A 26,367-nucleotide genomic window follows, 5' to 3' on the forward strand; every position below is an offset into this window, starting at 1 on the left:
TTTCATGAAGTTCGTACACCGTTTTGCATATTATCTTATTGGCCTTGTATTAGGATGTTTTATTGTTTCAGGATTTTTCATTGGAAAAGATACGCGTTGCAATTATTTCCCAAATGCCAGAGTTTTAAATAATCTGAGAACAAAACCTTTTCAATATTCAGACAAAGCGATTCAAACCTTAAACGAAAAATGGGTTGATACTGCAGATATCAAAAACACATTAACGTATGGAGATGTCGATTTTGACCAAAGCAACATTCCTTCAAAAGGAGGAAAATTATATATCATTGAAGGAAAAACAGTGAAAAATCAGGAAATTATTCTAAAAGTGGTGAATTATGAAAATAAAGCTGTTTTGGAAGATATTCTAAAAAAAGAAACTGAAAAATAGTTTCTCTTAAATATTAAAACCACTCTATTTCTTCGATTCCTTTTGATTTTAGAAAAGCATTTGTTTGGCTAAAATGCTTGTTTCCAAACCATTTTCCTTGATTAGCACTCATTGGAGACGGATGTCCAGATTCTAAAACATGATGTTTAGAACGATCAATCTTTGATCCTTTTTTCTGAGCAAAACTTCCCCACAATAGAAAAACAACATTTTCTTTCTGGTCAGAAATTGCCTGGATTACAGCATCAGTAAAAAGATTCCATTTTAAATGTTTATGGCTATTTGGGCTATCTTTTCGGACGGTCAAAGAGGCATTCAGAAGCAAAACGCCTTGCTGTGCCCATTTTTCAAGATTGCCTGATGTTGGCATAAAAATAGAATCAAAATCGGTATTTATTTCTCTGAAAATATTACGAAGCGATGGCGGGATTTTGACATTATCATTGACTGAAAAACTCAAACCATTGGCTTCTCCTTCTCCATGGTAGGGATCTTGACCAATAATTACAACTTTCAAGTTTGCAAAACTGCAATTATTAAATGCCGAGAAAATCAATTCAGCTGGCGGATAACAGGTATGTGTTTTATACTCAATATCCAGCGCATCCATCAATTCATTAAAATAAGGTTTCTGAATTTCGTCTTTCAAAACAGTCTGCCAATCTTGAGATAAATTAATTTTCATTTTAAAATTTTATTACAAATTACGCAAAGTTTTCTTCAAAGTGCCAATAAATAATGCATTTTAGTTTTAAAACTTTGTAACTTTGAAATCTTACAACTTACGATATATAATGGTATCTATTACAGAAAAAACATTACAAGATTTACAATTTCCAACAGTGCTCGAAACCATTTCAGATGGTTGCAACACTGATATTGGAAAAGAAAAGGCTTTACAAATAAAACCATTTAGAGATAAAGAAGAATTAATGCAATCGCTGATGCAGACATCAGAATATGTTTCTTCTTTTCAAAATAACAACGCCATTCCAAATCACGGATTTGACGCGATCTCGCACGAAATCAAATTTTTAGCGATTGAAGACAGTTTTCTTGAAGTAGGAAGCTTTAGAAAAATTGCCAATCTTTCTGCAACAACAAATGTCTTGCTGAATTTCTTAAAAAAATTCGACGATTATTATCCGAACTTAAACGCAAGAGCTTCTCGTGTCGAATTGACGAAAGACATAATTACTGCAATTGATTCAATTGTTGATAAATACGGAGAAATTAAAGACAATGCTTCTCCTGCTCTTGCTGGAATTCGACAAAATATGAATTTAGTTCGCGGAAAAGTAAATCAAAGTTTTGGTGTTGCTTTAACTCAATACAGCGGCCTTGGATATTTGGATGATATTAGAGAAAGCTTTGTTCAAAACCGAAGAGTTTTAGCGGTTTTAGCCATGTATCGCCGAAAAGTAAAAGGCTCTATTTTAGGAAGTTCCAAAACAGGAAGTATAGCTTATATCGAACCTGAAGCTACGTTGAAATATTCTCGTGAATTAGCTAATTTAGAATATGAGGAAAAAGAAGAAATTACGAGAATTCTAAAGAATTTATCGAATGTCATTCGGCCTTACCTTCCTTTATTGATTGAATATCAAGACTTTTTGAGTGACATTGATGTAGTTGCCGGAAAATCAAAATATGCAAACCGCATTAACGGAATTTTGCCAACAATTACTGAAGAAAGAAGATTGTTTTTTAGAGAAGCCTATCATCCGATTTTATATTTAAACAACAAACAAAAAAAGGAAGTTACGCATCCGCAAACCATTGAACTAAAACAAGAAAACAGAATTATTGTGATTTCTGGACCAAATGCCGGAGGAAAAACCATTTCCTTAAAAACAGTTGGTTTATTACAATTAATGTTGCAATCTGGAATTTTGATTCCGGTTCATGAAAGAAGTGAAACATTCTTATTCGATAGAATCTTAACTGACATTGGAGACAACCAATCTATTGAAAATCATTTAAGTACATACAGTTACCGATTAAAAAACATGAATTATTTCTTGAAGAAATGCAACAAGAAAACCATGTTTTTAATTGATGAATTCGGAACGGGTTCGGATCCGGAATTAGGTGGTGCTTTGGCCGAAATTTTCTTAGAAGAATTTTATCACCGTGAAGCTTTCGGGATTATTACAACGCACTATTCTAATTTAAAGATTCTTGCAAACGAATTGCCATACGCTACAAACGCGAATATGATGTTTGATGAAAAATCTTTAGAACCAATGTACAAGTTAGCTTTGGGGCAAGCAGGAAGTTCGTTCACTTTTGAAGTGGCTCAGAAAAATGGAATTCCATTTGGATTGATTAATCGTGCGAAAAAGAAAATCGAAGTTGGAAAAGTTCGTTTTGACAAAACCATCGCAACACTTCAAAAAGAGCGATCGAAACTGGAAAAAACTTCTTTAAATTTAAAAGAAGAAGAAACCCGTGCGCGCGAGGAAAGTAAAAAGATGGAAAACATCAATACAAAAATTCAGCAAAAATTAGAAAGCTATCAAGAATTATACGATAGCAATCAAAAGATAATTTACATCGGACAAAAAATTGATGACATTGCTGAAAAGTATTTCAACAACAAAAACAAGAAAGAACTTATTGGTGAATTTTTGAAAATTGTTGAGATCGAAAATTCAAAACGTAAAAAAGCAACTCCGAAAGAAGTCAAAGCAAAAGTTGAAAAACAAAAAGAAATTATTGCTGAAGTAAAAGAAAAAGTTGAAGAAATACGAAAAGAGAAAAAAGAGAAAAAACTTAAACCAGTTGTTGAAAAACCTAAACCAATTTTAAAAGTTGGCGACCGAGTAAGAATGCTTGACGGAAGATCTGTTGGAAGTATCGATTCTATCGAAAAAAATAAAGCAACAGTCAATTACGGAATTTTCACTTCAAAAGTAAGTTTAGACGAATTGGAATTGGTAGAAGCGGTAAAAAAATAAGTTTTTAGTCGCAGTCTCAGTTTTCAGTCCAAGAAATTGACATAAAAAAGACTAAAATTAAAATAAAGCGATTTAAACAACGTTTTTATTTTTTAAGCAAAATAAGATTATCGTTTTCTAAAATTTGATTAAAATCAATTTATGAAAGCCGTTTTTTATTTGTTAATTTTATATAAAAATAAATTACAATAGATAAAATCGATTCTGAATTTAGCATACAACTTTGTCAAAGTTTGAAATTTTGACAAAGTTTTTACCTTTAAAACAATAAAATGGAAAGCCTTCCAAAAAATAAAAAAATAGTTCTTTTTGACGGAGTTTGTAATCTCTGCAGTTCTGCAGTTCAATACATTATCAAACACGATAAAAAAGACATTTTTAGATTTGTCGCATTGCAATCTGATTTAGGAATTTCAATCTGCAAACATTTGGGAGTTAGTTTTTCAAAAATGGATAGTATAATTATGTATGATCCAGGAACTGCTTATTTTTATAAATCGTCTGCAATTCTTGAAATCGTTAAAAATTTTGGAGGTCTTTGGAAATTAACTCCAATATTTAGAATTGTACCCATTTTTATTAGTGACAGAATTTATGATTATGTTGCGAAGAATCGATACAATTGGTACGGGAAAAAAGAAAGTTGCATGATTCCAACCCCTGAGTTGAAGGCGAAATTTCTTTAAGAAATTCCAAATTCCAAGTTTTCACAATATTGTCATTTCAACGAAGGAGAAATCTTCGCAAGAAACTCTACAAAGATTAGCCAATTGGAACGGAGCTACTTATGGGAGATTTCTCCTTCGTCGAAATGGCAAACTAGGTGGAAAACTTAAAAATAAAAAAAATCCCAAATTCACAACAATTGGAATTTGGGATTTTTTTATTGAAATTTTCAGATTAATTATCTGATTAATTTTCTGTATTTCAAACGTTTTGGAGTTAAATCACCACCAAGGCGTTTCTTTTTGTTTTCTTCATAATCAGTAAAACTTCCTTCGAAGAAATAAACTTCAGAATCTCCTTCAAAAGCTAGAATGTGTGTACAAATTCTATCTAAGAACCATCTGTCGTGAGAAATAATTACAGCACAACCTGCAAAATTTTCCAAACCTTCTTCAAGAGCTCGAAGAGTATTAACATCAAGGTCGTTCGTAGGCTCATCCAGTAAAAGTACGTTTCCTTCTTCTTTCAAAGTCATTGCTAAATGCAAACGGTTACGTTCTCCACCAGAAAGCATTGATACTTTTTTGTTTTGCTCACCGCCACCAAAGTTGAAACGTGACAAATAAGCTCTTGAGTTCACTTGCTTTCCACCCATCATAATTAATTCCTGACCATCTGCAAAATTTTCCCAAATAGATTTATTCGGATCAATATTAGAGTGCGACTGATCTACATAAGCGATTTTTACAGTTTCTCCAACTGAAAATTCTCCACTATCAGTAGCTTGTTCTCCCATAATCATTTTGAAAATAGTCGATTTACCAGCACCGTTTGGTCCGATAATCCCAACAATACCCGCTTGTGGCAAAGTAAAGTTCAAGTTATCATATAATAATTTATCTCCAAATGCTTTCGCAACATTCTTAGCTTCAATAACATTTGTTCCTAAACGAGGACCATTCGGGATATAAATCTCTAATTTCTCGTCTAATTGTTTTTGATCTTCATTCAATAATTTATCGTAGTTCTGTAAACGTGCTTTTTGTTTTGTCTGACGACCTTTTGCACCTTGACGAACCCACTCCAACTCACGCTCTAAAGTTTTTCTACGTTTAGAAGCTACTTTTTCTTCTTGAGCCAAACGGTTTGATTTTTGATCCAACCAAGAAGAATAGTTTCCTTTCCATGGAATACCTTCTCCTCTATCCAACTCTAGAATCCAACCAGCAACGTTATCCAAGAAATAACGGTCGTGCGTTACTGCAATTACAGTTCCAGCATATTGTGCTAAGTGTTGCTCTAACCAAAGAACTGACTCAGCATCAAGGTGGTTGGTAGGCTCATCTAATAACAATACATCAGGTTGTTGCAACAACAAACGACATAAAGCCACACGACGACGCTCACCTCCAGAAAGGTTTTTAATTGGAGTATCTCCTTCTGGCGTACGCAATGCATCCATTGCGATTTCTAATTTTGTATCGATTTCCCAAGCGCCAAGAGCATCAATTTTGTCTTGCAATGCCGCTTGACGTTCCATCAATTTATCCATTTTATCTGGATCTGAATAGTTTTCTTCTAGACCAAATAAATCATTGATTTTATTGTATTCTTCTAAAACCGCCATTGTTTCGGCAGCTCCTTCACGAACAATTTCAATAACTGTTTTAGAATCATCAAGAATTGGCTCCTGCTCTAAGTAACCTACAGTATAACCAGGTTGAAAAACTACATCACCTTGATAGTTTTTATCAACACCTGCAATAATTTTTAAAAGAGAAGATTTTCCTGAACCATTAAGACCCAAAATACCAATTTTAGCTCCATAAAAGAAACTCAAATAAATGTTTTTAAGTACTGGTTTGTCTGCTCCTTGATAGGTTTTACTCAATTTCTGCATTGAGAAAATTACTTTCTTATCGTCTGACATTTGTTTTATTTTTTATTTATATTGTTTATTATGATCAAAAACAGATTAAACTCTTCCTTTCAAAGCGTTGAAAACCCACGCATTGGCAAAAAAACCAACTCCAACTGCACCAAATCCCCAGCCTGAAACATCACTGTATCTAAAAACCCCTAGACCAATTAGTAATAATCCCATAAGCACCATTATCAAAGTGGCCCATCCTAAAATGGTATTTTTATTCATTCCCATAATTGTGTAATTATTTTTTAATCTGATTATTTTTTAGAAAGGCAAATATCGTGAATTATTACGGCTTAATTAAATATTTTATAAAGCATTTCTTTTAGCAAATCAGATTGTGGAAGTGCGTTTGCTCCAACTCCTTTACTTTTTACGTCAATATCACGCAACGCACCAACTATTTGACTCACTTTTCGCATTGGATAATTCTTTACAGCTAAATCATATTCCTTTAAAAAATAAGGGTTTACTCCAAGTGCTGATGCAACGTTTTTCGGATTTTTATCTTTTAAACCGTGGTATTTTAAAAGTTGCACAAAGAATCCAAATACTAATCCTGTCGTCATAACTAATGGATATTCTTTTGGATTGTGCGCAAAATTTTCCGCAATCTTATATGCTTTTAATTGGTTGCGTTCTCCAATTGCTTTTCGAAGTTCAAAAACATTGTAATCTTTACTGAAACCAATGTTTTCTTCAATATGTTCAGCTGTGATCATTGTACCTTGTGGCAAAATAATCTGCAGTTTTTCTAATTCATTATTAATTTTACTCAAATCGGTTCCGAGAAACTCAACCAACATCGCGTTTGCTTTTGGGTCAATCGTATATTTTTTTCCAGCCAAAACGCGTTTTATCCAATCGCCGACTTGATTTTCATAAAGTTTCTTACTTTCGTAAACTAATCCATTTTGAGCCAATACTTTAGTAACCTTTTTACGTTTGTCTAAGGTTTTGTATTTGTAGCAAAAAACCAAAACCGTAGTTTCCATCGGATTATTAGCGTAGGCTTCTAATTTATCGATATTTCGGGACAAGTCTTGCGCTTCTTTTACAATAACAACTTGACGATCAGCCATCATAGGATAGCGCTTGGCCGTTGAAACGACATCCTCTATAGAAACATCTCTTCCATACAAAACAGTCTGATTAAAACCTTTCTCTTCTTCTGCAAGTACATTCTCCTCTATATATTCAGTTAACTTATCAATATAGTAAGGTTCTTCGCCCATGAAGAAATAAATTGGCTTTATATCTCCTGCCTTTATATCGTTTACAATCTTTACAACTTCGTCCATTTAAATTTGTTTCAAACTTTAGATTTCACGCTTGTTTCAATAACTTGAAACTTTATCCCGATGCTTCGGGAGAAACCTAAAACTATTTTAATTATTTTTGCTTTATGCAGCAATTAAATTTTCCCGTTTACAGTTTTCGATTCAAAAATAGCGAAAATAAAGTGTCTATTTTTGATGAAATCAGAAAAAAATTTATCATTCTTACCCCAGAAGAATGGGTTCGCCAGCACGTTGTTCATTATTTGATTCACGAAAAAAAATACCCCAAATCATTGATAAACGTCGAGAAGGTTTTAAAAGTCAACGGATTAAGAAAACGATATGATGTTGTGGTTTTTAATCCGAATGGTTCTATACATATATTAGTAGAGTGTAAAGCACCTGAAGTAAAAATCTCTCAAGCAACTTTTGATCAAATTGCCCGTTATAATATGACAATGCAGGCACGGTTTTTGAACGTCACAAACGGACTGAATCATTTTTACTGTCAAATGGACTTTGAAAATGAAAAATATCAGTTTTTGAGAAGCCTTCCAGATTACGAAGCGATAAAATAAATACAAAATAAAAAACAGAATTACCTTTGGATAAAATAGCAATCGTCATTTTAAATTGGAATGGAGCAAAATTGTTGGAGCAATTTTTGCCTTCGGTTGTACAATTTTCAGAAGGAGCTCATATATACGTAGCCGATAATGCTTCTACAGACAATTCAATAAGTTTTGTTCAGCAAAATTTCCCTTCAGTTAAAATAATAAAAAACGATGGCAACTATGGTTTTGCACAAGGCTATAATGTTGCTTTGAAAAATGTTGATGCCGAAATTTATGCCTTAGTAAATTCCGATATCGAAGTGACTGAAAATTGGTTGAAACCAATATTAGAAACGTTTGAATCTGAAAAAGAAACATCGATTATCCAACCTAAAATCCTTGATTTTAAAAACAAAGAATATTTTGAGTATGCTGGAGGAGCAGGCGGATTTATTGATAAATATGGTTTTCCGTTTTGCCGTGGACGCATTTTTGACACGATCGAAAAAGACAATGGCCAGTATGATGATAATTGTGAATTATTCTGGGCTTCTGGAGCTTGTTTTTTCATCAGAAAGAAAGTTTATGACGAATTAGCCGGTTTTGATGAAAGCTTTTTTGCTCATCAAGAAGAAATCGATTTGTGTTGGCGGGCAACAAATGAAGGGCATGTTATCAAATATAATTCTGCATCAGTTGTTTACCATGTTGGAGGCGCTACGTTGCAACAAGGAAATCCAAGAAAAACATTTCTAAATTTTAGAAATTCATTATTGATGCTTGTCAAAAATTTGCCCAAAAAAGGATTGTTTTTTACAATTTTCTTCCGAATGGTTTTAGACGGTGTTGCGGGTATCCGTTTTCTTACACAGGGGAAGTTCAACCATACTTTTGCTATTTTAAAGGCGCATTTCTCTTTTTATTGCCTATCTTTAAAGTATCTAAAAAAACGGAAAAAATTTCAAATACAGCAATACTATACCGTAAAAAGTATCGTTTACCTCTATTACATAAAGAAATTGCTGGTTTTTAAAGAAATCTTTAACAGTAATCAAAATATTAAAAACTAAATTTGTAATCAACGTTTAATTAAATATAATACCTATGAGAAAAATAGTTATCGCACTATCAGTATTAATGGCCTTAACTTCGTGTGTATCGAAAAAGCAATACGCAGCACTTGAAGCTAAGAACAAAGAGACCCAAGATTTATTAAACTCTTGCACTGTAAAATTAAATTCTTGTTTAGAAGAAAAAGCTGGTTTAGCTGCTACAGTTGACGGTTTAAAACAACATAATCAAGATTTGATCAACAGTTCAAAAGATTTAACGGTTTTAACTACTAAAGGAGCTGAAAACCTAGAAAAATCTCTAGAAAGTTTAAAAGAGAAAGATTTGAAAATCTCAAGACTTCAAGATGCTCTTACGAAAAAAGACAGTGTAACTCTTGCATTAGTTACAAGTTTAAAAGGAGCAGTTGGAATCAACGATCCAGATATCGAAATCAATGTTGAAAAAGGAGTTGTATTTATTTCTATCGCTGATAAATTATTATTCAAAAGCGGAAGCTATGACGTAAGTGACAAAGCAAAATCTGTTTTGGCTAAAGTTGCTAAAGTTGTAAACGACAAACCTGATTTTGAGTGTATGGTTGAAGGTCACACAGATGACGTTCCTTACAAAAGCAACGGAGTATTGCTAGACAACTGGGATTTAAGTGTTAAACGTTCTACTTCAATTGTTCGTGTATTAACTAATGATCTTGGTGTTAACCCTGCAAAATTAATTGCTGCTGGTAGAAGTTCATACGTGCCACTAGTTGCTAATGACACTGCAGAGAACAAAGCTCGTAACAGAAGAACTCGTATCGTGGTTATGCCAAAAATCGATCAGTTCTACGATATGATTGAAAAAGAAATGAAAAAACAAGCTAAATAATCCTTGTTTCACATATCATAAAAACAGAAAAAGCAGGTCAAATGACCTGCTTTTATGTATCCTTAATTTTTTTAATAACCAATTAAATATAAATCAAGAATAGCATTTTATTTTTAATCAACTAACTAAATTTTAACTATACTAAAGTTAGTGATTATTTTTTAACATTTATACGATTTAAGTTTTTTTTTACAAATATCCCACATTGCCGTTTTCTCTTTTTTAGATTATTGACTAAAATTATTCTATTCCATAATTTAAAGGCAACATATCTCCCACTCGCTTTTCTGAAATTTTTCCTGAAAAAAGTATGTCTTCAATATTTGAATTATTTCCATACTTATAAATATAAAAACTATCTGTTTGAAAAGTAATCTTTGAAGCTTCTTTTTTATCAAAGATTAGATTATAAACAGCTACAACATTTTTTAGGTTTAGATTCGTGTTTTCACTTTTATCCTGCGGAAACAACTCTACTTTAGCAAAATCTTCTCCTTTAGTTATTTTAAAGCTTTGAGTTGGGTCTTGCTTATATTTACCTTTAAACAATAAAAATTTCTCTGCTCCCCAATCTGTATTGGCTAAATTTCTGAAAAACTGAATTTGAGACCCTTGAAATGTTTTTTCTCGTTTTTTTAAAACCTTAGGACTATTATCAATTTCTTCAAATCGACTCACGCCTCCGTAAAAATTCTTATATGCATCCAATGAATTAATACTAAATTTATTAAAAGATACTTCAAAAACTACCAATTCAAAATCAATCTTATACCCTAAAGCCGTATTTATAATGATCAAAGGTTTATCTGCATAGGCTGTAAAAAGCAAATTCTTTTTGTCATATTTAAAGTGAATATCATCTTCATTTTTAATAACAGCAGATTTGGCATTACTTGTTGTTCCTAAAAAATATTCTCTAAACAGCTTTAATTTCTGGGCTCTTGTAAACTGCGGACTATTATTAACAACAACTTCCTTAAGTTCATTTTCCGAAATTTTCATTACAACATTTAACGGCTTCGAAGCATCTAAACCTGACAGATATTCCGTTTGATATCCCATCGAACTAACCACCAAAATATTATTCGCATTAGGTTCAAACTTAATAGAAAATTTTCCTTCAGCATCTGAAACTGTTGAAATTGTTGTTCCGTCATAATAAACATTTGCCCCTTCTAACGGAACATTATCTTTGCCCGTTATTTTACCTTTAAGATTCTGCTGTGAAAATAGAGTGACCGCCGAAAACAAAAACAAAAGAGTAAGTAGTTTTTTCATTAAAGACAAAAGGTTTAGTTAATTATTAGCTAATTAACCAAACCTTTTTGTATTTTCCTAGACATTCTGTTTCTTTTCTTACAAAATATCAATGTCGCCTTTTCCTTCTCTCACAATAACTGGCTCATGTTCTGAAAGATCAATGATTGTTGAACCGACATTGTCGCCATAACCTCCATCAATTACCATATCTACAAGGTTTTGCCATTTCTCGAAAATCAATTCCGGATCTGTAGTATATTCAATTACATCATCGTCATCACGTATAGAAGTCGAAACAACCGGATTTCCTAACTGACGAACAATCTCTAAAATAATATTATTATCAGGAACACGAATACCAACTGTAGTTTTCTTTTTGAACTCTTTTGGCAAATTATTATTTCCAGGCAAAATAAACGTGTACGGACCTGGTAATGCTCTTTTCAAAATTTTGAAAGTAGAGGTATCAATCTGACGAACATAATCTGATAAATTGCTCAAATCATGGCAAATAAATGAAAAATTGGCTTTCTCCAGCTTTACTCCTTTGATTTTTGCAATTTTTTCTAATGCACGTGAATTGGTAATATCACAACCCAAACCATAAACAGTATCTGTTGGATAAATTACTAAACCTCCATTTTGAAGCACTTTCACCACTTTTGCAATAGCAGCTTCACTAGGTTTATCAGGATATATTTTTATAAATTCAGCCATTTTGTTTTTTGTTTAAAGTTAGATTTGTTTCAGGTTAGAACTATTATATTTTTCAATTTTCTTGTTTCATATTTATTGCATAATTATAAAATGAAACCAAAAAGTTCTTTAACCAACAACATCTAGTTTGGCAAATCTTAAAAGTAATTTCTTAATTCCACCTACTTCAAATTTAATTTCGGCTTTTTTGTCAGCGCCTACTCCTTCAAGATTAATCACTTCGCCTTTACCAAAACGTTCGTGCATAACCACATTTCCAACTGTTAATTTGTTGTCGAATAAATTCGGAGCACTTGTTGCATTTGGGTTTGTTCCTGCTACTGGTTTTAATTTACGAATATTCAAATCCGGTTTCGGGTTGTTATCTGTAATATGTTTTGGCGGAGTTCCTCCAACTGGCTTATTTAATCGTAATTTCGATTTATCAACATCTCCAAAAATATCGCCATCAATTGGTGATTTATAACGATAATTAGTTTCAGACGGAGTCAAATATTCTAAATACTGTCCATCAATTTCTTCTATAAAACGAGACGGTTCACTATCTGTCAATTTTCCCCAACGGTAACGAGATTGTGCATACGTCAAATATGCTTGATGTTCAGCACGCGTTAACGCCACATAAAACAAACGACGCTCTTCTTCAAGTTCACTTCTCGTGCTCATACTCATGGCACTCGGAAACAAGTCTTCTTCCATTCCCACCACAAAAACGTGCGGAAACTCCAATCCTTTTGCCAAGTGAATCGTCATCAAAGCAACACGATCTTCGTCATTAGTATCTTTATCTAAATCAGTTGCCAAAGCCACATCTTCCATAAATTCAGAAAGTGCACCTCTTGCTCCGTCAATTTCTCTTTGCCCTTCAGTAAAATCTTTAATACCGTTTAAAAGTTCCTCGATATTCTGAATTTTCGCCATTCCTTCTGGAGTAGCATCTTTCTTCAATTCTTGAACTAAACCAGTTTTCTTAGCAACGTGGTCTGTGATATAAAAAGCATCCTGATTCTGATCAATAACCTGAAAACTCTGAATCATCGTCACAAAATCTTTCAATTTGTTTTTTGTTCCCGCATTCAGTTTCAAATCGATTTTATCGATATTCACCATTACTTCCCAAATCGAGCGTTTGTAATGATTAGCCGCTATCGTTAATTTTTCAACCGTTGTATCTCCAATTCCACGAGCTGGATAATTGATCACACGAATCAAAGCCTCTTCATCTTTCGGATTTAAAACCAAACGCAAATAACATAAAACGTCTTTAATTTCCTTACGTTGATAAAAAGACAAACCACCATAAATTCGGTACGGAATATCACGTTTTCTCAACGCATCCTCCATCGCACGCGACTGCGCGTTAGTTCTATACAAAATCGCAAACGCTCCATTATGCAATTGATTCTGCATTTTCTGCTCAAAAATTGTGCTCGCTACAAAACGCCCTTCTTCAGCATCTGTCAAACTTCTGTGTACTTTAATTCTTGGCCCAAATTCATTCGCCGTCCAAACTACTTTATCAAGCTTTGTTTTATTATGATCCATCACCGTATTTGCCGCTTCAACAATATTTCGTGTCGAACGGTAATTTTGCTCTAAACGGAACATTACCACACCTTCATAATCTTTCTGGAAGTTCAAAATATTATTGATATTCGCTCCACGGAAAGCATAAATACTTTGCGCATCATCACCAACCACACAAATATTCTGAAATTTATCTGATAAAGCCCTAACAATCAAATACTGCGAGTGATTTGTATCTTGGTACTCATCAACCAAAATATAACGGAAACGATTTTGATATTTAGCCAAAACCTCAGGAAAACGCGTCAGTAATTCGTTGGTTTTCAATAACAAATCATCAAAATCCATTGCGCCGGCTTTAAAACAACGCTCTACATATTGCTGATAAATTTCTCCCAATCTTGGTCTTTTTGCCATTGCATCGGCTTCAACCAATTCTGGATTATTGAAATACGCTTTAACCGTAATCAAACTGTTTTTATAGCTAGATATACGTCCTAAAATCTGTTTTGGTTTATAAATATCACGGTCCAACTGCATTTCTTTGATAATCGAAGAAATCAATCGCGCCGAATCCTGAGAATCGTAAATAGTGAAATTGGAAGGATACCCCAAATGATCCGATTCTGCTCTAAGAATACGAGCAAAAATAGAGTGAAAAGTTCCCATCCAAAGATTTTTCGCTTCAGATGCTCCCACAATATCCGAGATCCTGTGTTTCATTTCCCTCGCCGCTTTATTGGTAAAAGTCAGCGACAAAATATTGAAAGCATCAATTCCTTGATGCATCAAATAAGCAATTCTAATTGTTAAAACTCGGGTCTTACCCGAACCTGCACCAGCAATAATAATCATTGGCCCGTCTTTTTTCAAAACAGGCGCTCTTTGCGCTTCGTTGAGCTGGTCAATATATTTCTGCATGTAATTTTCTCCTTTTATGCAAAAATAAGAATTAAAAAAGAAAGTTCCTAAGTTGCTAAGGTTCTAAGATGCTAAGTTTTTTTTGAAGCCAAACAAAGGGCATTTTTTCTGGCATGGGTTCCCGCTTTCAGCTATATCTCTCGCTTCACTTCGAGGATACCGCCTCAATCGGGGCTAGATTCAAACAATTGGCTTTCTTTAAATATTTTTCAACATATAAGGAATGTAAGTTCATTTAATTCATTTGTGAAAACTCTTAAATGATCTAAAAACTTTAAAATCTAATTAAACCACTGCTTATAATTTCTTATATGACTTATATGGTTTAAAAACTATTTAAAGAAAACGTCATAAGCAAATCGAATCAGTGTTCCAACTACAACAACCAAAAAGAAAATTCGAATAAATCCATTTCCTTTATTAATTGCCAATTTAGCGCCAAGCCATCCGCCAAGACCATTGCTGATTGCCATCGGAATTGCAATTGCCCAAATAATTTTCCCTTTAATCATAAATAAGCAAATCGATCCGAAATTCGTCGCCAGATTTACCATTTTAGCATTCGCGGAAGCGTGAAGAAAATCAAAACCCAAAAGTGCTATAAAAGCGACCACGAAAAAACTTCCTGTTCCAGGTCCAATAAATCCGTCGTAAAACCCAACGATAACACTAATTATTACTGCATAAAATATTTGCGTTGCAGCCGAATGATCTTTGGCTTCATGCTGTCCGAAATTTTTCTTTGCGTAGGTATAAACGAATAATAATGACAAAACGACCAACAAAAGCGGTTTCATGAAATCATTACTTACCAGCGTTAAAATCGTCGATCCCAAAAATGCTGATGGAACCGCCAAACACATCATTATAATGAGCAGTTTCCATTGAATTACCACTTTTTTCAAATATTGAAATGCCGCAAATGAAGTTCCTGTAAAAGCCGGAATTTTTAATGAACCGATAACTGTTGAAACGGGAAGATTTGGCAATAGAATCAATCCCATTGGCGTTTGAATAAGTCCGCCGCCACCCACAATCGCATCAATAAAACCCGCAGCAAATGCTGCTAAACAAAGAAAAAGTATAATATATAAATCCATTAAAATAAATTTGAGCTGTTTTTAAAAACTCGCTGTAAAAGTAAGGCTTCCTTTTTGTTTATTACCAAAAAATTAAAATGGATTTATCATCAAAAAGTATATTTTTGCTAAAAAATTAACCCAAATGGATTTTACAAGAATTATAGAATTAACCAGTTATACTTTACCTGCAATTGTAACCGGATTTGTAGCTTACAGTTTTTTTGAACTGCATATCAAAAACAACGATAAAAAACGTGCTTTTTTATTGAGTAGAGACTATCAAAAACAATCTTTACCGATTCGTTTGCAAGCTTACGAACGTATGACTTTGTTTTTGGAACGCATCAATTTGACAAAATTATTGATCAGAATTGCTCCAATTTCAAACGAAAAACACGATTACGAAAACTATTTGATCGATCAAATCGAACAAGAATTCGAACACAATTTAACGCAACAAATTTATATGTCTGATGAATGTTGGACGATTATAACAACAGCAAAAAACGCTACAATTCAAATGATTCGTAAAGCTGCAATGAGCGATAAAGTTGAAAATGCTGATAAATTGCGTGAAGTTATTTTAAACGATTTATTAGAGAAACAATCTCCAAGTAATGCTGCTTTAGGATATATTAAAAATGAAGTTGCAGAAATGTGGTAGAATTTTCTATTCTTCAATTCGTTTCTTTAAAGCATTTAATAACTTACTTTCGAAATCAGAAATAATATTCTTTGAGCAAAATGCTCCATACAATGGAATATTTGTTTTGATTTTATAATTACACAAAAGCGTTAATTTAGTTCTTGATTCGGTAACTTTCTCTAATTGATAAGTAATTGAATTAAAAACTAAATTTTCTTTTTTAAGAATGTGCATAAAGGTCTGACTCCTTTCCAATTTCGATTTATCGACATTAATAGCAAAAGTTAACTTTTTAAATTTTTCTTCTTCAATAACTTTTTCATTCAATATTATTCCGTTATCAAAATATCCTAACCTAACATTTGTTTTAGGATCATATTCTGATTTTACCGGATTTGGAAATCCGAGATAATTATACGCCGAATTATCGATGTAGTTAGTCAATTCTGGCACTGAAAATAAATTGTTCCAAATATCCTCTTTCGAATTATTAATAATTATTGATTTTGAAATTTGAAAAGTGGCTTCTTTCTTCTCCACATATTTTTCTATATTACCTAAAATCAAAGGAATAGCAATCAATACAAATGAATTTTTAGTTACATTATTTGTATCATAATCCGTTGAAGTTTTAATAAAATAACGAATAATCATACTTACAACCAAAGAAATAGGTAGATACGGAATAAGTAGAATTAAAAAACAGCCTAGATCTTCTAATCGGCAAATGAAAGCAATAAATAAAAATAAAAGTGTACTGATTATAGGAAAAAAAGCAGCTTTACTTATGCTATTTACAAAAACTTTGCGATCAAGAAAAAAAGGAACAAAACCCATTACTATGGGAACCAAAATTATATATACTACTGAATTAATTTCAAGAATATCAAATTCAACCAAAACCCTAAAAATCAACGCATAAAGCACCGAAAATATAATACCGTAATATTTTTTCATTCCGAAAATCTTTTACATAACTTTATTATCACTCATAACCTCCGATTTATTCTGAGCATATTCATATCCCTGCTCCCACCATTCTTTCATTACATCTTTATTGAAAATCAAGGCATTATCAGTCAGTTTTGTTGGCGTGTAATATAAGTTAAGTTTTACATTCTTATTGTTTGCCATAAGTTTTCCTATAGCAATATCGTGTTTTTCAACTTGATCTAAGGCAATTCGGAACAAATCAATCATTAAAGAAAACGGGTTTTTACCAATGACCGTTTTATCCATATTTACTTCAGTTTCTAAAATAATAACGTCAATTTCAGTCGCTCCACGATTTATGGCTTCACGAATTGGAACCAAACTTGAAAAACCTCCGTCACCATATTCAAAGTTATCTTTTTCCACTAAACTCATAAACGGAACATAATTACTTGAAATCCAAGACCACTCTATAAATTCTTCGTAACTGCATTCTTTTACAGATTTATATTCGGATTCGTTTTTTGTAAAATTGGTAACGGTAACGATAACATCCGTTTTTAGTTTTTTAAGCTTATTGAAATCTGATAAGGAAAAGTTATTCTTAATATACTTTTTCAATCCTTTGCTTTCGCCAAAAGTTCTTTTCCCTTTAAAAAACTGACGTATAACATTGAAGTGATTAATCGTAACGATATCAACACCTTCTTTATTTTTAACCACAAACGGGCAAATATTAAAAATACTCGCCATCGTAACATTAGTATAAACCGAATGAATTTTCTTGATATGCCCTAAAGCCAAATGCGGAATAAGCAAACTCCCTGTAGAAGTGCCTAAAAACAAATCGTATTCATAATTTTTTTCTTCGATCAAATACTGCGCAACTCCGCCGGCGAATGCGCCTTTACTTCCGCCGCCAGAAATAACTAATGCTCTCATAAATGGTATTGTAGGTTTTATTTTTGAGAATACAGAACAGAGAAAAAAGAATATGGACTTCGTCGTTAATCTATACTCTTTGCTCTATTTTCTATTCTCTCATTTATTCTTTCAACAAACGATTCAATTGGAACTGTTCATCGGGGGTCAAATTAGGCAAAATTCTTTCAAACGAAGCACGCATTTCAGAATTTTTTAATAACATTCTGATTGTATCTCTTCCAAATTTCGAAAATTGCCACATATGATGTGTTGTAGATGCGACTAAGTTACTCAAAACCTGATCGTTGATGATTTTGAATGCAATCAATTTTTCGAGCGCATTTTGCCTGGTTGTTGCTTCGTATTTTGTAGAGGAAAAACTAATTAATTCTGTAACGAGTTGTTCCGGATTTTCAACATAATTTGGTGTTGATAACGCTAGAGAAAGCCACATCGTGCGAAGATTATAATCGTTAAAACCAATCCATTCTTTTGATTTGTCTAAATATGCGGTACGATATTCTGGAAAATTTCTCCACAACCAATACAACGCAATTTCTTGCGTTTGATATGATTTATCGTCTAGCAAAGTTTCATATTCAGTTCTGAAATCTTCCGGAATCTTCGTTAAAGTTTCAGCGATACTTTGTCGAACTTGAAGGTCGTTTGTTTTCATTGCCAATAAAAGCAATTCTTTTTTTCCTTCATATTTCTCATTTTCCAATTGATCAATAATTGCTTCTTTTACCGAATGGTAAACATCTGAACTTAGAGTTTTAATAAAGAAATCTTTCTTTTCTGCCAAATACGTTTTTTTCAATTTATCAACCTCTAACCGAATTTGAATTGCTTTGTTTTTACTCAATAAAGCATTTGCCGTTGGCGTATCAAAAACAGTTGATTCCAGCCATGTTTTTTGGAACTTCTCCAAATCAAAATTGGACACTTTTCTAATTTCGTCGAAGAAATTTTCTGTATTTACAGTTTGGTATGCATATTTTTTCAAATAACTTTTTATGGCTTTTTTAAATGCTTTATCTCCAATAGATTCATGCAAAACAAAAAGTGCCCACGCTCCTTTTTCATAAAAAGTAAGTGAACTCGCTTTTGGGCTTAAAACCGGAATTGTATCAGTTCTCGAAGCAAATTTTATTTGTTGAGCAGTATCATAAAGCTTAGAATAAAAATAATCATTGCCAAAAAAGTCACGTTCAGCCAAAGCGGCATAATAAGTAGCAAAACCTTCTTGGAGCCAATGATGCTTGCTGCTTTCGGCAGTAATCAAATTCCCAAACCAATGATGAGCCAATTCGTGCGCATCAACATTAGTGTAATTTCGATCAATAAAACCAATTGAATCAACCACATAACGCGTTGCAAAAAGTGTTGAAGTGGTGTTTTCCATTCCGGCATACAGAAAATCTCGCACCGGAATTTCTCTGTAAATTTCCCAAGGATATTTTACGCCAATTTCTTTCTCCAAAAAATCAAAAATACGTTTTGAATAGCGATACGTCGGTTCAAAACGCGATGCGTCTTTACCTTCCAAATAATATTCAAGCGGTATATTGGATTTAGACTTCGACTCTTTTTTGTCGTATTTCCCAATCGCAAGCATTAAAACATACGAACTCATTGGTTTTTCCATTTCGTATTGCCAATGAAATGACGTTCCTGTTTGTTTTTTTTCTTTTAAAATTCCATTTGAAATAACTTGATAATCTTTGTCATAAGTTATTCCTAAATTGAAAACCACTTTTTCGTTCACATCATCAAAACTCGGGAACCAGTTGCTTGTATATCTGCCTTGCCCTTGTGTCCAGATTTGAACGTCTTTATTTTCAATATCAACAAAATACAAAGCTTGTTTTGGTTTTGCAGTATATTCAAAAGTGAGATGATTTTGCCCTTTCTGAAAATTTCCAATAAGTTGTAGTTGTTTCCCTGAATTAACAAAAACAGCATTTTTATTGTCGATTTGAACCTTTGAAAACTCCATGTTTTTTGCATCGATTTTAATGGTATCCAATGTTTTTAGAACTTCGAATTGATAATCTATAACGCCAACAATTGTTTTTTCTTTAGCATTTAAAGTTAATTGCCCTGAAACCGATTTAAAATCAACATATTGGGTTTGTTGCGCAAAAGCAAAGGAAGTTATGAGGAGAAAAATATATTTCATTTAGAATTTGAATTTAAGGCGAAATCCCAAAGTTACAAACCTTTCGTAAACAAATAGAATGAAATTTGTAAGTTTACCATTTAAAATTCCAAATCGTGTCAACACCCCAAAAAGCCTTATTTAATTGGAGCAGCGGAAAAGATTCTGCCCTTTCTTTATATAAAATTCTACAAAATCCTGATTTTAAAATCGAATATTTATTGACGAGCGTGAATCAGCAATTTCAGCGAATTTCAATGCATGGCGTTCGTGTGGAATTGTTAGAAGCGCAGGCAAAAAGCATTGGAATTCCATTAAAAATTATGGAAATCCCAGAAATGCCAACGATGGAAGTTTATGAAAATGTGATGTTTGAAACCTTGACAGAATTAAAAAACGAAGGTATTTCACATTCTGTTTTTGGCGATATATTTTTGGAAGATTTAAGAAAATACCGTGAAGATCAATTGGCAAAAATGAATTTTGAAGGTGTTTTTCCAATTTGGAAGATTTCATCACACGAATTGATTCAGGAATTTATTTCACTTGGCTTTAAAACAATCGTAGTTTGTGTGAACGAAAAATATCTAGACAAAAGTTTCGTTGGCCGAATTATAGATCAGGATTTCATTAATGATTTGCCTGAAAATGTTGATGTGTGCGGCGAAAACGGCGAATTTCACACTTTTGCTTTTGACGGCCCAATTTTTTCTGAACCAATAAACTTTGAAATTGGAGAAACTGTTTATCGCAAATACGAAGCACCAAAAAATCAAAATTCCTCAAACACAGCTTGCGACACAAACGACAAAACTGCTTTTGATTACGGATTTTGGTATTGTGATTTGATTCCGAAATAATGGATTTGCTACTAATCGCAGATCCCCTCCTTAAAATAATCATCAGCTTCAGATTCTCCTAAATCTGAAGCTATTTTTAAATCGGTACATCCACCAGCATAATCCTGTAATTTAGTATACCTCACAAGCGCTCGATTTAGATAAGCGTAACCAAATTTTTCATCCAGCTGGATAGCTTTGTTGAAATCTAAAATTGATTTAGCAACATCATTAATTTCATAATAACCGCGACCACGATATGCGTATGGTTCTGGGTTTACAGGATTTATACTAATTGCAGTCGAATAATCTAATATCGCTTGCTTATATTTTTTCAAATCCATGTACGCACTTCCTCTTGAGATGTAAGCGGTTTGATAATTTTTATTTAGCTGTAGTGCTTTATTATAATCTTCTATAGCACCCGTTAAGTTTTTCCCTCTCTGTTTAAAATATCCTGAATAATAGTAATATTTCTCAACTAATATAGTTGGTCTTTTCCATATTGAAAAACCTATTAGCGATGCTACAATTAAAACAAAAATGAATAGCAATTTTATTGTTTTCTTTTGCATCATTTTTTACTCTTCAGAGTACATTTTTAAAAGATTTGTAACCGTATTCCAGTTTCGAATTGTTGCTACAACATTCAGTTTTTTCTCAATGTATTTTTGATCGAAACGCGTTTTTCCTGCGCCTATATCGTATTTAATAAAAATTCTGTTTTCATCAATACTTGCTTCATCGGGTTTGAATTGACTAATTTTAAGTTCGTTTATACTTTCTTTTTTCAAATTCGTTGAAATGAAAGCAACGTATAATTTTTTTGTATCAATATCTTTTTCTTTGAAATATGGATTATTTGCGAAACAAGATTCCAAATGCTCTTTTGTAATCACTACAACTGGAACTTCATGACCAAAAACTTTAAAAATTTCTTGCTTGATCATAAAACCAACTTTTGCTGCATCTTCTTCACTGTCAACAAAAACATTTCCAGATTGCAAATAGGTTCTAATATTTTGAAATCCAATATTTTCTAACATCGTTTTCAAGGCTTCCATTTTCATCATATTATGGCCGGAAACATTTATGCCGCGTAAAAGTGCTAAGTGCGTTTTCATATTCAGAGTTTAATTAAAAAAGAAAAGTATTCAATATTAAACTGAATACTTTTTAATTATAAACAAACTTACGTTTTTTATTTCGCTTTTGTAAATATTCCGTAACGGTCACACATTCCTGCTTGATCTACTAAATTACCTGAGTCATTTAATGTAAAAGCCTCTTCTAAAGTACCACTAATACAAGTTGATATCCAGTCATTTTTACTAGGATAAGTTAAAAGAAAATATGTTTCTGTATCATTTTTTATGATTTCAAATGTACCCGAAAAGGATACGTTATTATTTGGTATCGTCTTAACAAAGGTTTTATCCTCATTAAAAACATAATACGGCTCTAAAGACCCAATACTATTTGCAGCTGGATTTGCTACTCGAACCCATTTTCCGTAATATCCTGAATTAGTTACAGCATTGCTTTCAGAATTGTCATTAGAGCATGAAACCAGCGAAATAAGCAATATTAATAAAAGTCCAATTTTCTTCATGTTTGATTCGTTTTTATGGTTACTTATAAATAAGATTTTGTTTTAATTAAATAGTTGCGTCTCAACTATTCAACTTAATGATAACTTAATATTCAAAGATTTGAAAATTTTAATTCATTTTCAGATTTCCCAATTAAAATCTATCTTCGCTGTTGAATTAAATTCCAATCCAAAAATCCAAAAATCCAATTTTCCTGTCTAAAATCTAAATTCTTTAAATCTTAAATTAATACATGTCTAACAATCTTCTTGAAACCCCTATTGAATACCTAAAAGGCGTTGGCCCGAGTCGTGGCCAGTTGCTTCGCAAGGAATTGGGCATTCACAAATATGGGGATTTAGTCAATTTTTTTCCGAATCGGTATATTGACAGAACACGTTATTACAAGATTAACGAGCTACAGAATACTGGAACTGAAGTTCAGATTATTGGAAAAATCATCAATATCAAAACGGTTGAGTTTGCAAAAAACAAAAAACGTTTGGTTGCCACTTTCGTGGATGATACGGGGCAAATTGAACTAAATTGGTTTCAAGGACATAAATGGATTCGGGAGAGTTTAAAACTGAATGAGGCTTTAGTAATTTTTGGAAAATGCTCATTATACGGAAGCCAATTCAGCATGGCGCATCCAGAAATTGAGCTTTTAAGTGAACACGAAAAAAGTCTTCGCTCTGCAATGCAACCTGTTTATCCTTCTACAGAAACTCTCGCAAACCGAGGAATTTCAAACAGAACGATCAATAAACTAATGGAACAATTGTTTATTGAAACGCAGGCTCTATTTACGGAAACTTTCCCTCCATATTTGATTGAAGAATTAAAATTGATCCCAAAAAGAGCTGCTTTATTCAATATTCATTTTCCAAAAAGCACTGAAATTTTGGCGAAAGCCCAATTCCGATTAAAATTTGAAGAATTGTTTTTTATTCAGCTTCAATTAATCACCAAAAATTTAATTAGAAAGCATAAAATAAAAGGGCATCCATTTACAAAAGTTGGCGAATTGTTTAATGAATTTTATCAAAATCACTTGCCTTTTGATTTGACTGGCGCTCAAAAAAGAGTGTTGAAAGAAATCCGTACAGACATGGGAAGCAACGCTCAAATGAATCGTTTGCTTCAAGGTGATGTGGGTTCTGGAAAAACCATAGTTGCTTTTATGAGCATGCTTTTGGCAATTGACAACGGCTTTCAGGCTTGTTTAATGGCGCCAACTGAGATTTTGGCCAATCAACATTTTATTGGATTATCTGAATTTGCCAATACTTTAAATATCAATATTCGAATATTAACGGGTTCCACTAAGACTTCTGAACGAAAAATTATTCATGAAGAGCTTGAAAACGGAAGCTTGCAAATTATAATTGGAACGCACGCCTTATTAGAAGATAAAGTAAAATTTCAAAATTTAGGTTTATCGATTATTGATGAACAACATCGTTTTGGTGTGGAACAACGTTCAAAATTGTGGAAGAAAAATGATATTCCGCCACATGTTTTGGTGATGACGGCAACGCCAATTCCGAGAACTTTGGCAATGAGTTTATACGGAGATTTGGATATTTCTGTAATTGATGAATTACCTCCCGGAAGAAAACCTATTCAGACCGTACATCGATACGACACCAACCGATTAAAAGTCTGGAAATTCCTTCGCGATGAAATTGCCAAAGGAAGACAAATTTATATTGTTTATCCGTTGATTCAAGAGTCTGAAAAAATGGATTATAAGGATTTAATGGATGGTTACGACAGCATTTCTAGAGATTTCCCTTTACCACAATATTCGATTTCGATTCTGCACGGGAAAATGAAACCAGCAGATAAAGATGCCGAAATGAAACGCTTTTCTGAAGGAAAAACCAATATCATGGTCGCTACAACAGTTATTGAGGTTGGTGTAAATGTACCAAATGCCAGCGTTATGATTATTGAAAGTGCAGAACGTTTTGGTCTTTCACAGCTTCATCAATTACGAGGGCGTGTGGGTCGTGGAGCCGAACAGAGTTATTGTATTTTAATGACCGGCCATAAGTTGAGTTCTGACAGCAAAATCAGAATGGAGACAATGGTTGGCACAAATGACGGTTTCGAAATTGCCGAAGTAGATCTTAAACTTCGCGGTCCTGGCGATATGATGGGAACACAGCAAAGTGGCGTTCTAAATTTACAAATCGCAGATATTGTAAAAGATCGAGAGATTTTATCATTGGCTAGAAATTATGCCATGAAAATCTTAAAAGAAGATAGCCCACTTCAAAAACCAGAACATGCGGTTTTAAAAGCTGTTTTTATTGAATTGACTAAAAAGAAAAATATTTGGAATTATATTAGTTAAGAGGCAAAGACACAAAGGTACAAAGGGACAAAGGTTTTAACCTGAAACTTGAAACCTTAAACTTGAAACTTAAAAAAACCTGACAGATTTTAAAAACCTATCAGGTCCAAACAACAAGCTTATAAGCTATTTTTGCAACTTCTTTTTCTTTTCAAAAAGCCCACCGAATAAGCTTTTATTTTTTTTATCTTTTCCTGTTGCAACAAGATCATCAATGTATTCCATATATGTTTTTTTACGTTCTTGTAAAAAAGCCACTAAATATTCTTCTGAAGCTAATACACCGCTAGTTTCTTCAATATGCAGCAGTTTTTGATACAAAGGCTCAATAAATTTGTCAATAATATCTTCGCGGACCGATTTTTTTGTTCCAAAATAGCCTACTATATCTCCATTGAAATCGGCTATAATTTTAAAATCGGTGATTACCCAATAATACCTGCCTTTTTTTGACTTGTTTTTAATAATGGCGTGAATGTTTTTGCTCGATTTTATACTGTCCCACAAAAACTTGAAAATTACTTTGGGCATATCTGGATGCCGAATAATATTATGCGGCTGGCCAAGTAACTCAACTTCATCGTAACCTGATACTTCTATAAAATCATCATTGGCATACAAAATAGTTCCTTTTGTGTCTGTTTTACTGAGCAATACTTTACTCTTGTTCCAATCAACTTCTCGATGGGATGGATTTGGGCGGGGGATTCTCGTATCCATAAATTCTGCAGTTAAAATTAATATGTGTGTTTAAGTTTTGTGCATGTACTATCAAATTCGATTAAAGTGAAGTTTTAATCCATTTAATTATTGATTTGAGTTTGTTTTGCCAGTGATAGCTTTGAAATGAATATCATTTACTAGATCATCGATTTTTTTGGCACTTTCTTTCATCATTTCAAGATAATTTAAAAGTTGGTCGTTATCTGTATGGCCTTTTGAAACATCAATCAGCTTTAAAACAGAGCTTACCGGCATTTTTAAATCTAAAGTTGTTTTATGGATAAAGTCATTGTATTCTTTGGTTGCAGATATTGAATTGAATTTTGCAGAAGCTAACTTGATGTTTTCCAATTCGTACTCATCAGAAATTTTAGTGATATGATTTTGGCTGTGCGTTTTAAAATAATAGGCCCAATAACCATTCATAAAAAACACAGCATTTGCCAATACAATATGAATCAAGAAAGTTTCAAAATCAAAACTTACTTGGGAGAAATAAATCTGCAATCCATTTGCATCGTTGTAAACATAATTTTGAAGATACGCCAAGGTTCCGTGATGAAAGATTACCAAAAGCGCAAGTGGAATTTGAAGTTTCCAATTCTGATAAATAATTAAAATCGTACTGGCCACAAATACCGTAAAATGCATTTCAAACAAGCCATGCAATTGATAAATATATTGCGCCATAAAAATGGCCAGAACTACTGAAAGTACATATTGGTAAAATTTAGAATTTCTAACAAATAATTTGGCCGAATAATAAGCAAGTAAATTCAGTGTTCCTACCCCTGCTCCAATTTCCCAAGTATCAAATTTAAAAGACAATGCGATTCCGAGAAGAAAATAAACAGCGAGAACATAATTAATAATTACATCCGATTTTTCTGTCATTGTAGACATAAAACTGTGCAGATAGTCCTGCTCATTCAAACTAGCTTTCCTTTTCATAAATAGTAAATTT

25 protein-coding genes are annotated in these 26,367 nt (G+C 32.9%); 9 read left to right on the plus strand and 16 right to left on the minus strand.

Annotated features, from left to right (window positions below):
• Positions 1-4: 4 nt before the first annotated feature.
• The gene (locus AAYQ19_RS20050; protein WP_343538781.1) at positions 5-391 is read left to right on the plus strand and encodes a DUF4258 domain-containing protein; all 387 of its coding nucleotides are present in this window, start codon (positions 5-7) and stop codon (positions 389-391) included.
• Between the two features lie 13 nt (positions 392-404).
• Here AAYQ19_RS20050 and AAYQ19_RS20055 read toward each other — a convergent pair whose 3' ends face one another.
• Positions 405-1,076, minus strand: coding sequence for a uracil-DNA glycosylase (locus AAYQ19_RS20055; protein WP_343538783.1), 672 nt, complete (start codon positions 1,074-1,076; stop codon positions 405-407).
• A gap of 109 nt (positions 1,077-1,185) precedes the next feature.
• Between AAYQ19_RS20055 and AAYQ19_RS20060 the strand changes: the two genes are divergently transcribed.
• Both AAYQ19_RS20060 and AAYQ19_RS20065 read left to right on the plus strand, forming a co-directional pair.
• Positions 1,186-3,351: an endonuclease MutS2 gene (locus tag AAYQ19_RS20060; RefSeq protein ID WP_343538919.1), complete on the plus strand. Its 2,166-nt coding sequence runs from the start codon at positions 1,186-1,188 to the stop codon at positions 3,349-3,351.
• 272 nt (positions 3,352-3,623) lie between these two features.
• Positions 3,624-4,037, plus strand: a complete 414-nt coding sequence (locus AAYQ19_RS20065; protein ID WP_343538785.1) for a thiol-disulfide oxidoreductase DCC family protein — start codon at positions 3,624-3,626, stop codon at positions 4,035-4,037.
• Between the two features lie 218 nt (positions 4,038-4,255).
• Here AAYQ19_RS20065 and ettA read toward each other — a convergent pair whose 3' ends face one another.
• From ettA to holA, 3 genes are all read right to left on the minus strand, one after another.
• The gene (gene ettA / locus AAYQ19_RS20070) at positions 4,256-5,947 is read right to left on the minus strand and encodes an energy-dependent translational throttle protein EttA (protein ID WP_343538787.1); all 1,692 of its coding nucleotides are present in this window, start codon (positions 5,945-5,947) and stop codon (positions 4,256-4,258) included.
• A 45-nt stretch (positions 5,948-5,992) separates the two neighbouring features.
• A complete protein-coding gene (locus tag AAYQ19_RS20075; RefSeq protein ID WP_035108693.1) occupies positions 5,993-6,175 on the minus strand; it encodes a CAL67264 family membrane protein in 183 nt (60 codons plus the stop codon).
• Positions 6,176-6,240: 65 nt separating this feature from the next.
• The gene (gene holA, locus AAYQ19_RS20080; protein ID WP_343538792.1) at positions 6,241-7,245 is read right to left on the minus strand and encodes a DNA polymerase III subunit delta; all 1,005 of its coding nucleotides are present in this window, start codon (positions 7,243-7,245) and stop codon (positions 6,241-6,243) included.
• A 104-nt stretch (positions 7,246-7,349) separates the two neighbouring features.
• Between holA and AAYQ19_RS20085 the strand changes: the two genes are divergently transcribed.
• From AAYQ19_RS20085 to AAYQ19_RS20095, 3 genes are read left to right on the plus strand one after another with little or no spacing between them, the layout of a single operon-like run.
• Positions 7,350-7,802 (plus strand): type I restriction enzyme HsdR N-terminal domain-containing protein, encoded by a 453-nt coding sequence (locus AAYQ19_RS20085; RefSeq protein ID WP_320567372.1) that lies wholly within the window; start codon positions 7,350-7,352, stop codon positions 7,800-7,802.
• A 26-nt stretch (positions 7,803-7,828) separates the two neighbouring features.
• Positions 7,829-8,848 (plus strand): glycosyltransferase family 2 protein, encoded by a 1,020-nt coding sequence (locus AAYQ19_RS20090; protein WP_343538796.1) that lies wholly within the window; start codon positions 7,829-7,831, stop codon positions 8,846-8,848.
• A 34-nt stretch (positions 8,849-8,882) separates the two neighbouring features.
• Entirely contained in the window at positions 8,883-9,716 is an 834-nt protein-coding gene (locus AAYQ19_RS20095) for an OmpA/MotB family protein (protein ID WP_343538797.1), read from the plus strand.
• A gap of 240 nt (positions 9,717-9,956) precedes the next feature.
• Here AAYQ19_RS20095 and AAYQ19_RS20100 read toward each other — a convergent pair whose 3' ends face one another.
• The 4 genes from AAYQ19_RS20100 to AAYQ19_RS20115 all read right to left on the minus strand — a co-directional run bounded on the left by AAYQ19_RS20100 (position 9,957) and on the right by AAYQ19_RS20115 (position 15,241).
• Positions 9,957-10,994 carry a carboxypeptidase-like regulatory domain-containing protein gene (locus AAYQ19_RS20100; RefSeq protein WP_343538798.1) on the minus strand — a complete coding sequence of 346 codons (1,038 nt, stop codon included), beginning with the start codon at positions 10,992-10,994 and terminating at the stop codon, positions 9,957-9,959.
• A 78-nt stretch (positions 10,995-11,072) separates the two neighbouring features.
• Complete coding sequence (locus AAYQ19_RS20105) at positions 11,073-11,693, minus strand: L-threonylcarbamoyladenylate synthase (RefSeq protein WP_343538800.1); 621 nt, start codon at positions 11,691-11,693, stop codon at positions 11,073-11,075.
• A gap of 108 nt (positions 11,694-11,801) precedes the next feature.
• Entirely contained in the window at positions 11,802-14,141 is a 2,340-nt protein-coding gene (locus AAYQ19_RS20110) for an ATP-dependent helicase (protein WP_343538802.1), read from the minus strand.
• A 332-nt stretch (positions 14,142-14,473) separates the two neighbouring features.
• Positions 14,474-15,241, minus strand: a complete 768-nt coding sequence (locus AAYQ19_RS20115; RefSeq protein ID WP_343538804.1) for a sulfite exporter TauE/SafE family protein — start codon at positions 15,239-15,241, stop codon at positions 14,474-14,476.
• Between the two features lie 124 nt (positions 15,242-15,365).
• On the opposite strand from AAYQ19_RS20115, the gene AAYQ19_RS20120 reads away from it, so the two are divergent.
• A complete protein-coding gene (locus AAYQ19_RS20120) occupies positions 15,366-15,887 on the plus strand; it encodes a DUF7935 family protein (RefSeq protein WP_343538806.1) in 522 nt (173 codons plus the stop codon).
• 6 nt (positions 15,888-15,893) lie between these two features.
• Here AAYQ19_RS20120 and AAYQ19_RS20125 read toward each other — a convergent pair whose 3' ends face one another.
• The 3 genes from AAYQ19_RS20125 to AAYQ19_RS20135 all read right to left on the minus strand — a co-directional run bounded on the left by AAYQ19_RS20125 (position 15,894) and on the right by AAYQ19_RS20135 (position 19,908).
• Complete coding sequence (locus AAYQ19_RS20125) at positions 15,894-16,826, minus strand: hypothetical protein (RefSeq protein WP_343538808.1); 933 nt, start codon at positions 16,824-16,826, stop codon at positions 15,894-15,896.
• A gap of 12 nt (positions 16,827-16,838) precedes the next feature.
• Positions 16,839-17,744 (minus strand): patatin-like phospholipase family protein, encoded by a 906-nt coding sequence (locus AAYQ19_RS20130; protein WP_343538810.1) that lies wholly within the window; start codon positions 17,742-17,744, stop codon positions 16,839-16,841.
• 103 nt (positions 17,745-17,847) lie between these two features.
• Entirely contained in the window at positions 17,848-19,908 is a 2,061-nt protein-coding gene (locus AAYQ19_RS20135; protein ID WP_343538812.1) for a M1 family metallopeptidase, read from the minus strand.
• Positions 19,909-20,003: 95 nt separating this feature from the next.
• On the opposite strand from AAYQ19_RS20135, the gene AAYQ19_RS20140 reads away from it, so the two are divergent.
• Entirely contained in the window at positions 20,004-20,747 is a 744-nt protein-coding gene (locus AAYQ19_RS20140) for a Dph6-related ATP pyrophosphatase (RefSeq protein ID WP_343538814.1), read from the plus strand.
• An 11-nt stretch (positions 20,748-20,758) separates the two neighbouring features.
• On the opposite strand, the gene AAYQ19_RS20145 is transcribed toward AAYQ19_RS20140, so the two are convergent.
• The 3 genes from AAYQ19_RS20145 to AAYQ19_RS20155 all read right to left on the minus strand — a co-directional run bounded on the left by AAYQ19_RS20145 (position 20,759) and on the right by AAYQ19_RS20155 (position 22,338).
• Complete coding sequence (locus AAYQ19_RS20145) at positions 20,759-21,280, minus strand: tetratricopeptide repeat protein (RefSeq protein ID WP_343538816.1); 522 nt, start codon at positions 21,278-21,280, stop codon at positions 20,759-20,761.
• Positions 21,281-21,307: 27 nt separating this feature from the next.
• On the minus strand, positions 21,308-21,850 hold the full coding sequence (locus AAYQ19_RS20150; protein ID WP_343538818.1) for a DUF1697 domain-containing protein: 543 nt from the start codon (positions 21,848-21,850) through the stop codon (positions 21,308-21,310).
• A gap of 77 nt (positions 21,851-21,927) precedes the next feature.
• Positions 21,928-22,338, minus strand: a complete 411-nt coding sequence (locus tag AAYQ19_RS20155) for a hypothetical protein (RefSeq protein WP_343538820.1) — start codon at positions 22,336-22,338, stop codon at positions 21,928-21,930.
• Between the two features lie 233 nt (positions 22,339-22,571).
• On the opposite strand from AAYQ19_RS20155, the gene recG reads away from it, so the two are divergent.
• A complete protein-coding gene (gene recG, locus AAYQ19_RS20160) occupies positions 22,572-24,680 on the plus strand; it encodes an ATP-dependent DNA helicase RecG (RefSeq protein ID WP_343538822.1) in 2,109 nt (702 codons plus the stop codon).
• 126 nt (positions 24,681-24,806) lie between these two features.
• Here recG and AAYQ19_RS20165 read toward each other — a convergent pair whose 3' ends face one another.
• A complete protein-coding gene (locus AAYQ19_RS20165) occupies positions 24,807-25,400 on the minus strand; it encodes a PAS domain-containing protein (protein ID WP_343538824.1) in 594 nt (197 codons plus the stop codon).
• 87 nt (positions 25,401-25,487) lie between these two features.
• Positions 25,488-26,354 carry a hypothetical protein gene (locus AAYQ19_RS20170; protein WP_343538826.1) on the minus strand — a complete coding sequence of 289 codons (867 nt, stop codon included), beginning with the start codon at positions 26,352-26,354 and terminating at the stop codon, positions 25,488-25,490.
• Between the last annotated feature and the right edge of the window lie 13 nt (positions 26,355-26,367).

This window comes from Flavobacterium mesophilum, assembly GCF_039581405.1.
Classification (GTDB): domain Bacteria; phylum Bacteroidota; class Bacteroidia; order Flavobacteriales; family Flavobacteriaceae; genus Flavobacterium.